The sequence below is a fragment of the Streptodolium elevatio genome, from assembly GCF_053592165.1.
Window position 1 is genome coordinate 18,753 of sequence record NZ_JBSFVE010000045.1, and the last position, 10,480, is coordinate 29,232.

The 10,480-nt window shown below is 73.4% G+C and carries 10 protein-coding genes; 5 read left to right on the plus strand and 5 right to left on the minus strand.

The window, feature by feature from the left end; translation table 11 throughout:
• Nucleotides 1–9: 9 nt before the first annotated feature.
• Both ACWD12_RS39755 and ACWD12_RS39760 read left to right on the plus strand, forming a co-directional pair.
• Nucleotides 10–843, plus strand: a complete 834-nt coding sequence (locus ACWD12_RS39755) for an SDR family NAD(P)-dependent oxidoreductase (RefSeq protein WP_450103738.1) — start codon at nt 10–12, stop codon at nt 841–843.
• A gap of 50 nt (nt 844–893) precedes the next feature.
• Nucleotides 894–1,355, plus strand: a complete 462-nt coding sequence (locus ACWD12_RS39760) for a YchJ family protein (RefSeq protein ID WP_358362396.1) — start codon at nt 894–896, stop codon at nt 1,353–1,355.
• An 82-nt stretch (nt 1,356–1,437) separates the two neighbouring features.
• On the opposite strand, the gene ACWD12_RS39765 is transcribed toward ACWD12_RS39760, so the two are convergent.
• The 3 genes from ACWD12_RS39765 to ACWD12_RS39775 form a co-directional block, all read right to left on the minus strand.
• Nucleotides 1,438–1,875, minus strand: a complete 438-nt coding sequence (locus ACWD12_RS39765; protein WP_450103739.1) for an ankyrin repeat domain-containing protein — start codon at nt 1,873–1,875, stop codon at nt 1,438–1,440.
• Nucleotides 1,876–1,998: 123 nt separating this feature from the next.
• On the minus strand, nt 1,999–3,636 hold the full coding sequence (locus ACWD12_RS39770; protein WP_450103740.1) for an ABC-F family ATP-binding cassette domain-containing protein: 1,638 nt from the start codon (nt 3,634–3,636) through the stop codon (nt 1,999–2,001).
• Between the two features lie 94 nt (nt 3,637–3,730).
• A complete protein-coding gene (locus tag ACWD12_RS39775) occupies nt 3,731–4,525 on the minus strand; it encodes an SDR family NAD(P)-dependent oxidoreductase (protein WP_450103741.1) in 795 nt (264 codons plus the stop codon).
• Between the two features lie 332 nt (nt 4,526–4,857).
• On the opposite strand from ACWD12_RS39775, the gene ACWD12_RS39780 reads away from it, so the two are divergent.
• Nucleotides 4,858–5,427: a TetR/AcrR family transcriptional regulator gene (locus tag ACWD12_RS39780; protein WP_450103747.1), complete on the plus strand. Its 570-nt coding sequence runs from the start codon at nt 4,858–4,860 to the stop codon at nt 5,425–5,427.
• Nucleotides 5,428–5,460: 33 nt separating this feature from the next.
• Here the strand turns inward: ACWD12_RS39780 and ACWD12_RS39785 are convergent, their stop codons facing one another.
• Nucleotides 5,461–7,086, minus strand: a complete 1,626-nt coding sequence (locus ACWD12_RS39785) for an MFS transporter (protein ID WP_450103742.1) — start codon at nt 7,084–7,086, stop codon at nt 5,461–5,463.
• A 138-nt stretch (nt 7,087–7,224) separates the two neighbouring features.
• Here ACWD12_RS39785 and ACWD12_RS39790 point away from each other — a divergent pair, with 138 nt between their 5' ends.
• Nucleotides 7,225–7,947 carry a TetR/AcrR family transcriptional regulator gene (locus ACWD12_RS39790; protein ID WP_450103743.1) on the plus strand — a complete coding sequence of 241 codons (723 nt, stop codon included), beginning with the start codon at nt 7,225–7,227 and terminating at the stop codon, nt 7,945–7,947.
• A gap of 9 nt (nt 7,948–7,956) precedes the next feature.
• Here the strand turns inward: ACWD12_RS39790 and ACWD12_RS39795 are convergent, their stop codons facing one another.
• The gene (locus tag ACWD12_RS39795; RefSeq protein WP_450103744.1) at nt 7,957–9,147 is read right to left on the minus strand and encodes a PucR family transcriptional regulator; all 1,191 of its coding nucleotides are present in this window, start codon (nt 9,145–9,147) and stop codon (nt 7,957–7,959) included.
• 207 nt (nt 9,148–9,354) lie between these two features.
• Between ACWD12_RS39795 and ACWD12_RS39800 the strand changes: the two genes are divergently transcribed.
• Nucleotides 9,355–10,284 (plus strand): proline dehydrogenase family protein, encoded by a 930-nt coding sequence (locus ACWD12_RS39800; RefSeq protein WP_450103745.1) that lies wholly within the window; start codon nt 9,355–9,357, stop codon nt 10,282–10,284.
• Nucleotides 10,285–10,480 lie beyond the last annotated feature (196 nt).

Sequence of the window (10,480 nt, forward strand, 5' to 3'; positions counted from 1 at the left end):
GGGCGGGTCGTGGGCAGCGGTGACGGTCACGGTGACGGTGGCGTTAACAGTGGCGGCGGGAATGGTGGCAGCGGGCCGTCCGGCACGGGCACGGACCTGAGCGCTCAGATCGCGGTGGTCACCGGGGGATCGGCGGGGCTGGGCCTGGCGATTGCGCGCGCGTACGCCGAGGCCGGCGCGTCCGTCGTCCTCGGGAGCCGCGATGTGGCCGCATGCGAGGCCGCGGCGGCGGACATCGCCGCCACGTCCGGAGCCCAGGCCCTCGGCGTACGCTGCGACGTCACCGACGAGGCCGACGTGCGGGCCCTCGTCGCCCGCGCCGCCGAGCACTTCGGACGCCTCGACATCCTGGTCACCAGCGCCGGCGTGCAGGCCCGCGGCGAGATCGGCGTCCTGGACGCGGCCACCCTGCGCCGTTGCCTCGACGTCAACGTGGTGGGCACATTCCTGGCCTGCCAGGCGGCGGTCCCGGTCATGCGCGACGCGGGATACGGGCGCATCGTCACGCTGGCCAGCGCCCTGGGCCTGGTCGGCGCGGCCGGGCGCACCGGGTACGCGGCGAGCAAGGGCGCCGTCGTGCAGTTCACCCGCAGCCTCGCCGTCGAACTCGCCGGGACGGGCATCAGCGTCAACGCGCTCGCGCCCGGACCGTTCCGCACGCCGCTGAACGCGGGCGTCGACGACGACCCGCACGTCAAGGCGTTCCTCGCCCACGAGGTGCCGATGGGCAGGTGGGCCGACCCGACGGAACTCGCGGGTGCGGCACTGCTGTTGGCGGGTCCCGCGGCGTCCTACCTGACGGGGGCGGTGCTCCCGGTGGACGGCGGCTGGACCGCGCACTGACCGGCCGGGGGGTGCGTGTTGCCGGGCCGCGATGCCGCGATAATGGGCGCATGTCACGACGCAAGGCCGGCCAGGCGCGCTCCCCGAAGGCACGCGGCGCAGCCGCCCCCACCCGGCCCGCGTTCGACCCGGGGGCGGCGTGCCCCTGCGGGCGGGACGGGCAGCCGTACCAGGACTGCTGCGGGCGGTTCCACCGCGGCGACGCGCCCGCACCCACCGCGGAACGGCTCATGCGGTCGCGGTACGCCGCCTTCGTTGTCGGGGACGCCGACTACCTGCTGCGCACCTGGCACCCGGACACCCGGCCCGCGCACCTGGACCTCGACCCGCGCACCCGCTGGCTCGGCCTCGACGTGGTGGCCGCCACCGAGGGCGGACCGTTCCACAACGAGGGCACCGTGACCTTCCGGGCGCACTACCGCGAGAGCGGGCACGACGGCGTGATCGAGGAGCACAGCTCGTTCACCCGCGTCGACGGTGCATGGGTGTACGCGGCGGCGCTGGGCGAGTAGCTCCGGGAGCGGCCCGGCCCGCGCCGAAGCAGGTCCGGAGCAAGTCAGGGCGGATCCGGAGCCGGTCCGAGGCCGGAACCGGTCAGAGCAGGGTGAGCGGGACGAACGCCCCGGCGTCCCGCAGGATCTGCCGCGTCGACGGCTGCTCGAACCCGGCCTGCGTGGTCCACTGGATCGCGGTGCGCCCGAAGCCGCCGTCCTCCCGCAGGTTAACGTCGGCACCCCCCGCGAGCAGGACCCGGACCGCGTCGTCGTGCCCCCAGCAGGCCGCCGCGCACAGCGGCAGGCCCTCCTCGCCGTTCCCGCTCTCGCGGTTCGGGTCGGCGCCGGCCGCGATCAGCATCTCGGCGATCTCGGCGTCGCCGCGCACCGACGCGGCGTAGAGCGGGGTGGTGCCCTCGGCGTCGGGGCGGTCCGCGTCGGCCCCGGCGCGCAGCAGGCGCCGGGTGGACTCGATGTCCGCGCAGTGCACGGCCAGGACGAGCTTGTTGGACAGCTTCTTCGCGATACGGCGGTTCATGTGCCTCGGTGATCTGGGACGGGCGGGTGTCCGCGGGTGTTGTCAGGTCCAGGGAGTGCCTTCAAATACCCGTCGGTTCGCGGGCCCGGCGGATATTTCCCGGCGGATATTTGGGGACACGACTCAGCGATCCGTGATGCGGCCCGCGTCGACCGTGACGCGGCGGTTGGTCTCCACCGCGTCCAGCATGCGCCGGTCGTGCGTGACCAGGAGCAGCGTTCCGTGGTACGACGACAGCGCCGACTCCAACTGCTCGATCGCGGGCAGGTCGAGGTGGTTCGTCGGCTCGTCGAGCACGAGCAGGTTCACGCCGCGCGCCTGGAGCAGCGCCAGCGCCGCGCGCGTACGTTCGCCGGGCGAGAGCGTCGCGGCCGTGCGCAGCACGTGGTGGGACTTGAGGCCGAACTTGGCCAGCAGCGTGCGGACGTCCTCGGGCAGCAGGTCGGGGACCGCCGCCCCGAACGCGGCCAGCAGCGTGTCCTCGCCGAGGAACAGCCCGCGGGCCTGGTCGATCTCGCCGACCACGACACCCGGACCCAGCGCCGCCTGGCCCTCGTCCAGCGGGACGCGGCCCAGCAGTGCACCCAGCAGCGTCGTCTTGCCGGAGCCGTTGGGGCCGGTGATGGCCACCCGGTCGCCCCAGTCGATCTGCAGCTCGGCCGGGCCGAAGGTGAAGTCGCCGCGGCGCACCACCGCACCGCGCAGCGTCGCGACCACGGCGCCCGCGCGCGGTGCCGCCGCGATCTCCATGCGCAGTTCCCACTCCTTGCGGGGCTCCTCGACGACGTCGAGGCGTTCGATCATGCGCTCGGTCTGCCGGGCCTTGGCCGCCTGCTTCTCGCTCGCCTCGGAGCGGAACTTGCGGCCGATCTTGTCGTTGTCGGTCGCCTTGCGGCGGGCGTTCTTGACGCCCTTGTCCATCCAGGAGCGCTGGGTGCGGCCGCGCTCCTCCAGGGCCGCCTTGGTGTCGGCGTACTGGTCGTACTCCTCGCGGGCGTGCCGCCGGGCCACCTCGCGCTCGTTCAGGTACGCCTCGTAGCCGCCGCCGTACGTCCGCACCTGCTGCTGCGCCAGGTCCAGTTCCACCACGCGGGTCACCGTGCGGGCCAGGAACTCGCGGTCGTGGCTGATCAGCACGGTCCCCGCGCGCAGGCCGGTGACGAACTTCTCCAGGCGGTCCAGGCCGTCCAGGTCGAGGTCGTTGGTCGGCTCGTCGAGCAGGAAGACGTCGTAGCGGCTGAGCAGCAGCGAGGCGAGGCCCGCTCGCGCGGCCTGGCCGCCGGACAGCGACGTCATCGCCTGGTCGAGGTCGACGGACAGGCCCAGGTCGGCGGCCACTTCGTCGGCGCGGTCCTCCAGGTCGGCGCCGCCGAGGTCGAGCCAGCGCTCCAGGGCGGCGGCGTACTCGTCGTCCGCGCCCGCGCGTCCCTCGACCAGGCCTTCGGTCGCGGTGTCGAGCGCGGCCTGCGCGGCGGTCACGCCGGTACGCCGACCCAGGAACTCCCGTACGGTCTCGCCCGCACGCCGGTCCGGCTCCTGCGGCAGATGGCCGATGGTGGCGCCGGGCGGGCTGACCTGGATCGAGCCGCCCTCGGGCGCGGCGAGGCCGGCCACCATGCGCAGCAGTGTGGACTTCCCGGCCCCGTTGGCCCCGACGAGGCCGATGACGTCGCCGGGGCCGACCACGAGGTCCAGTGCGGAGAACAGGACGCGGTCCCCGTGCCCGGCGGAGAGGTCCTTGACGACGATCGTGGCGCTCATAGGACTGCGATGCTATCGGGCCGCCGGGACCTGCCTGTCCCGAGATTGCCCGGGCCCTGGCGCGGGCCGGGGGGCGGTCGCGCCCCCTGACATGTCACACGGTCTTGACCGCGCCGCCGTCGACCGTGTGGTCGGCTCCCGTGACGCTGGCCGCGAGCGGTCCGGCGAGGTACGCGACCAGCCCCGCGATCTCGGCCGGTTCGACCAGGCGGCCGGTGACCATGCCTGCCGCGGGGGGGAGTTGGGCGAGCAGCTGCGGCTGCGTCACGCCGAGGGTGCGGGCCAGTCCGGCGCCGTACCCGTCCGGGCTCTCCCACATGTCGGTGCGCACCGGGCCGGGGGAGACGGTGTTGACGCGGACGCCTTGGGGGCCGAACTCCTCGGCGAGGGCCTTGCCGAACGCGCTGAGCGCGGCCTTGGCGGTTGTGTAGAAGACCGGACCGCCGTGCGGCACGCGGGCACCGATCGATGAGATGTTCACGATGCCACCGCCTGCCGCGACGAGTCCGGGCAGTGCGGCCCGCGTGGTGCGGACCGTCGCGAAGAAGTTGAGTTCGAACGACTGCGCCCACTGCTCGTCGGTGGATGCCAGGAACCCGCCTGCCGCGTCGGCTCCCGCGTCGCCGCCGCCGACGTTGTTGACGAGCAGGTCCAGTCCGGGGCCGCCGAGTGCGGCCGCGGCTTCGGCGACCAGTCGGGCCGGGGCGTCCGGAGCCGTGAGGTCGACGGATATGCAGGTCGCGCCGGTGGCTTTGAGTTCGGGGGTGATGGTGCGTGCCGCCGCGACGACGCGCATGCCCTCGTCGGCGAGCGCGGTGGCGACCGCGAGTCCGATGCCCCGGCTCGCGCCGGTGACCAGTGCGGTCTTGCCGGTCAGGTGAAGGTCCATGGCTGTGCTCCCGTGTCTCGCGTCGTCTGCGCGTCGCGTCCACCCGCAACGCGTCACATGCGACGTGTCCGATGCGATCATCTTAATAGATGCAACATTGATGATGCAACTAAGTGAAGACATTGCGCCCGCGAGTAGCCTTGGCCTCCTGAGCCGCTACGTTCGCGGTCCGTCTCGGCGGAGACCGCGATTGCGCGCGACCACGGTGGCGACGCGTCCGAGGGCACGACGGAAGAGGTGGACACGGGATGGGTGGGAGCAGCCGTACGGCGGGGGCCGACGCGCCCGGAGCCGGATCGCACGCCGGAGGCGAAGCGGCCGTGCGCCGCCCGATGCGCGCGGACACCGAGCGCACGATCGCCGCGATCCTGGAGGCCGCCGAGCGGGTGCTGTCGGCGAATCCGGCGGCCACGATGGAGCAGATCGCCGCGGCCGCCGGCGTCGCGCGTACGACCGTGCACCGGCGCTTCGCGACCCGGGACGCCCTGGTCGCCGCCCTGACGGCCTGGGCCGCGCGCAAGTTCCACGACGCGGTGGTCTCCGCCCGGGCGGACACCACCCCGCCGCTCGTCGCGCTCTACCAGGTCACCGCCAACGTGCTGCGGGTGAAGATCGGCTGGCGGTACGCGATGAACGCCGCCGCACCCGACGACCCCGAGACCGCGCGCATCCACGCGGACGTACTCCTGCAGTGCGCCGCGCTGTTCGAGCGCGCCCGGGACGCCGGGCTGCTGCGCCCGGACGTGGACCTGGAGTGGGCCCGCCGCACCTACTACGCACTGATCCACGAGGCGTCCGAGGCCCGGGCCGGCGCCGACGAGGACGTCGACCGGCTCGCCACCTTGGTGGTCGACACGCTGCTGCGTGGCGTCGGCACCGAGGGCCGCCCGCTCGCGACCTGAGCCACGACGGGCGGTCCCCGGGCGGCCCGGGTCTCAGGCCTGCGCGTGCGTCGGCGCCGGTTCGGCGTCGGCGGAACCCGGCTCCTGCCGGGCCGCGTCGACCGAGGGGCTCGGAGCCTCCGGCCCTCGGGCGAAGGCGAGGAACGCCCCCGCGACCAGCGTGGCCGCGGCGATCCAGCCGGCGGTCCGCAGGCCGTCGACGACGGCCGCGTCGGTCGGCGCGGCGCCGAGGCCGCGGTTGGCCACGGCGACGAAGACCGCGAGGCCGACGGCGGCACCGACCTGCTGGGCGGTCGTGGCGACCGCGGACGCGACGCCCTGCTCGGCGGCCCGGACACCGGACGCCGCGGCGGCGAAGAGCGCGGTCCAGCCCATGCCGACACCGAGGCCGAACACCACGATGCCCGGGACGATTTCGCCGTACGAGCCGCCGACATCCATGCCGAGCGCGATCAGGGCCATGCCCGCGCCGAGGACCATGAGTCCGGCGAACAGCGCCGCGCGTACCCCGAGCCGGTTGAGGATCGGCGCCGCGACGTTGCCGCCACCGACGACGCTCGCGACACCGAGCGGCAGGAACGCGAACCCAGCCTCCAGCGCGCTGAAGCCGAGCACGTTCTGCAGGTACGTGGTGAGCAGGTAGTACTCGGCGCCGCCTGCGGCGAAGTACACGAACCCGACGCCCATCGACACCGCGAGGCTGCGGTTCCCGAACAGGCGCAGCGGGACCAACGGGTCGCGCGTACGCGACTCGACGACGAGGAACAGCGCGATGACCAGCACGCCCGCGACCAGCGCGCCCGAGCCCTGGGCGGTACCCCAGCCCTCCTCGGGCCCGCGGACCAGGCCGAAGACCACCAGGGTCACGCCTATCGTGGCCAGGAGCGCGCCGGGCAGGTCGAACTCCCGTGCGCGGCCGCGCTGTTGCGTACGGCCGGCGGTCGACGTCCCGGACGGTGACCGGAGGGTCTCACCGGCGGGCAGGAGCCTGGGTGCGGCGAGTACCGCCGGGATGGCGAGCACGGCGTTGACGTAGAAGACCGCCTCCCAGCCGAGTTGGGCGGTCAGCACACCGCCCAGGACCGCACCGGTGGCCAGGCCGGCCGACGCCACGGCGCCCCACACGGACAGCGCGCGGTTGCGTTCGCGGCCTTCGGCGAACGAGGTGTTGAGCAGTTTGAGGATCGCGGGTCCGAGCAGTGCGCCGCCGACGCCTTGCACGGCGCGGGCGGCGACCAGGACACCGGGCTCCTCGGCGAGGCCGCCGACGAGGGACGAGACGCCGTACAGCCCGAGTCCGATCATGAACATCCGGCGGGCGCCGAGCCGGTCGGCGGCCCGGCCGCCGAGCAGCAGCAGGCCGCCGAACACGACCGTGTACGCGCTGACGATCCACTGCGACGACGTTGCGGAGAAGCCCAGTTCGCGGGCGATGTCGGGGACCGCGATCCAGACGATGTTGTAGTCGATGGCGACGATGAACTGGGCGAAGGCGAGAAGGGCGAGGGTCAGAGCCGCCCGCGGGCGGGGCCCGCCGAGGCCGGATGCGGGAACCGGCGCCCGGTCGGCGGCCGGACCGCCGGGTCCGGAACCAGGGGTGGGGGCGGGAGTGGGGCCGCCGGGTGCGGGGCCGATGGGTGAACCGGTGGATGTGTCCACGGTGGCAGGTGTCCTTCGGTGTGCGTGGCCGGGCCGGGAGAGCGAAGGCGAGGGATCGAGATAACGCCGTGTGTTTTCTACACGGCGTTCAGAGTTCATACGCCGGATACTCATCCAACGATGTGTAAGCTGTCAAGCGTGCGAGACCAGCGACAACAGCCCCCGACCCGACGGGCCCGCCTGCGTGCCGAGACCACACGCGAGATCAAGGCGATCGCGCTCGACCACGCGGCCGCCGCGGGCCCCGACGCGATCTCGCTGCGCGCGATCGCCCGCGACATGGGGATGACCGCGGGCGCGATCTACAGCTACTTCCCGACCCGCGACGACCTGGTCACCACGTTGATCAACGAGGTGTACGAAGCGCTCACCGAAGCCGTGAGCGCGGCCCTCGCGCCTGTGCCGCCGGAGGACGCCGCGCGCCGGATCCTGGTGTGGGGCGAGGCGTTCCGCGCCTGGGCGCTCGCCAACCCCGCGGGCTTCAAGCTGATCTACGGCGACGCGGTGTCCGGCTACCGGGCACCCGAAGGCGGCGCCGCGCCGGAGCCCGAGCACCGCGCGTGCACCATCGTGACCGGACTGGTCGCGGCCGCGTGGCCGGAGGCCGCGGCCACCCAGTCCGGACGCACGTACGAATGGTCGGACTTCGGTGCCTCCCTGGTGGCGGCCGTGCGCCGGGAGTACCCCGAACTACCGCCCGCCGGCGTCGCGTTGGCGCTACGCATGTGGGGCCGTACGCACGGGCTCGTGTCCCTTGAGGTGTACGGCCACCTCGGCGCCATGGTCCACGACCCCGCCCCGGTCTACCGCGCCGAACTCCTCGACATGATCCGGTCGATCGGACTCACGCCGCCCGAGTGAGGCCCTCGGTCAGTGACTCGCGGTGCCGTGCAGGCGGGCCGCCTTCAAGGCCATGTGCAGCAGCAGGCGGTCCTCGCCGTCGGCCAGGGAGAGCCCGGTCAGATGCTCGACGCGCGACAGGCGGTAGTAGAGCGTCTGGCGGTGGATCGCCAGCACCTCGGCGGCGCGCGTCGCGTGCGCGGCGTGGTCGAGGTACGTCTCGGCGGTGCGGGCGAGTTCGGCGTGCCGCGGCGCCAGCAGCGGCGCCACGGCCGGGTCGGGCGCACTCGGAAGCGCGGAGAGCAGCCGGTAGGGCCCCAGTTCGAGCCAGGACGCGACCGGCGCGTGCTCGGGGAACGCCGCGGCCACCCGTGCCGCGGCCCGGGCCTCGGCCAACATCTCGACAGCACCGGTCAGTTCGTGGGATGCCGCGGAAACCCCGGCGCGGGCGGCGCGCCTGCCCTTGGTGATGCGCCGAGCCGCATCGGCGGGTGCCTGGGCTGTACGCACCAGGGCAACCAACTCGGTTTCGCTGCCCTGGCGTTCGCTGTAGCAGGCGACGACGTGCGGCATCGCGTGCACCGCGGGAGCGTCGGGAAGGTTGTCCGGGGTGGCGCGCGCCACGACGAGGGCGTATTGCCCGGCAGCACCGCCGATTCCCGACGCGGCGGCGGCCAACTCCGCCGCGGCCCGGCTCGCGTCGGCGCTCGGCACCATGGCTGCGGAGCCCGTCCCGCCCGCGGTACCGGCGGCTACCCCTGGTTCGTGCAGCAGTTCACGCAGGTGTTCGCCCAACTCGGCGCCCGCATGGGCTTCTTCGGCCAGGAGATCGCCCGCGCGCCCCGCGAGCGCGAAGGCCGCGTCCAGATCCGCGGGCGGCCACTCGGCGCCGTCGGGGTCGAGGAGCCAGATGTAGCCGTACGTCACACCCTGGTGCCGCGCCGGCAGGCACACGCGCCCTCGTACTCCCGTCGCCGGATCGGGCGGGATGCGCACCGGCCCCGTCGCCCGCGTGATGCCGAAGCTCTCGAACCACGCTTTGACCTGCGGGGACGAGGTGCGGCTGAGGATCGAACGGGCGCGCACGTCGTCGGCGGCGGTGTCGCCCTCGTGGGCCGCGAACGCGACGAGGGCGAAGTCCCGGTCCTCCAGGGTCGCAGGAGCGCCCAGCAGCGCCGCGACCTCGTCCACCAGGCGCTGGTACTCGCGCTGATCCGACACCGTTCCCACCTCCCTGTCCGGTCCGCCGCACCGGCAACGTTGCCCGCTGGGGTCCCTGACCTGCGGACTCCCTTCATACATGTGTACAAGACGCGGGCGCGCAAACGCGACTCGCGTCCATACCGTCGGTGCCCCGACCGGGCGTACGTTCGGCACAGGCGCCCACCCGGGGCTCCCGTCACCACATGCGACTCCTCGGAGGACCCCGTGCTCGGCCGCATGCTGCTCTCCGCGTCGCGCAGCGAACGCCTGCGCGATTTCGTCGCGACCGCGCCCGTCACCCGGCCGGTCGTGGACCGCTTCGTCGCCGGGGACGACCTCCCCGGCGCCCTCGCGGCCGTCCGCGGACTCGTCGCGGACGGCCTGGACGCCACCGTCGACCACCTCGGCGAGGACATCACCGACGCCGCGCAGGCCGAGGCCAACCGCGACGCGTACCTCGCGCTGCTCGACGCCCTCGGCCCGCTGGGTGCGGGACCGCGCATCGAGGTGTCGGTGAAACTGTCGGCCTTCGGCCAAGCCCTCGGGGACGGCGGACACGACCTCGCGCTCGCGAACGTCCGCCCGGTCGCCGAGGCCGCCGCGCGCATCGGCAGCACGGTGACCCTCGACATGGAGGACCACACCACCGTCGACTCGACGCTCGCCGTCCTCGACGAACTGCGGACCCGATTCCCGGGCACGGGCGCGGTGTTGCAGTCGTACCTGTTCCGCACGGAGGACGACTGCCGCAGGCTCGCGACCCGGGGATCGCGGGTCCGCCTGGTCAAGGGCGCGTACCGGGAGCCGGCATCCGTGGCCTACCAGGACAAGCGGGACGTGGACCTCGCCTATGTGCGCTGCCTCAAGATCCTCATGGCCGGGGACGGCCGGCCGATGCTCGCCACCCACGACCCGCGCCTGATCGCCATCACCCAGGACCTCGCCCGCCGCCACGACCGCGTCCCGGGCTCCTACGAGTTCCAGATGCTGTACGGCATCCGGGCCGACGAGCAGCGGCGGCTCGTCGAGGCGGGGGAGCGCGTACGCGTGTACGTGCCGTTCGGCACCGACTGGTACGGCTACTTCACCCGCCGCCTGGCCGAACGCCCTGCCAACGTCGCCTTCTTCCTGCGCTCGCTCCTTCCCGGGCACTGACCCGCCGGCGATGTCGGGGAGTACGCCCCGCACGACCCCGAAGTCTCCTCCTGTGAAAGGAAGTTGCCATGGACGCCATTACCCGGGTTCCTTCTCCGGTGAATGAGCCGGTTCGTTCGTATGCCCCTGGTAGCCCGGAGCGGGTGCGTCTGGAGGGGGAGTTGAGGCGTCAGGCGGCTGAGCGGGTGGAGTTGAC

Excerpts from the sequence above, each read along its gene's own strand:
- ACWD12_RS39775 (WP_450103741.1), bottom strand. The coding sequence starts at position 4,525 with ATGGACCTTCACCTGACCGGCAAGACCGCACTGGTCACCGGCGCGAGC.
- ACWD12_RS39770 (WP_450103740.1), bottom strand. The coding sequence starts at position 3,636 with ATGAGCGCCACGATCGTCGTCAAGGACCTCTCCGCCGGGCACGGGGAC.
- ACWD12_RS39765 (WP_450103739.1), bottom strand. The coding sequence starts at position 1,875 with ATGAACCGCCGTATCGCGAAGAAGCTGTCCAACAAGCTCGTCCTGGCC.
- ACWD12_RS39780 (WP_450103747.1), top strand. The coding sequence starts at position 4,858 with ATGCGCGCGGACACCGAGCGCACGATCGCCGCGATCCTGGAGGCCGCC.
- ACWD12_RS39760 (WP_358362396.1), top strand. The coding sequence starts at position 894 with ATGTCACGACGCAAGGCCGGCCAGGCGCGCTCCCCGAAGGCACGCGGC.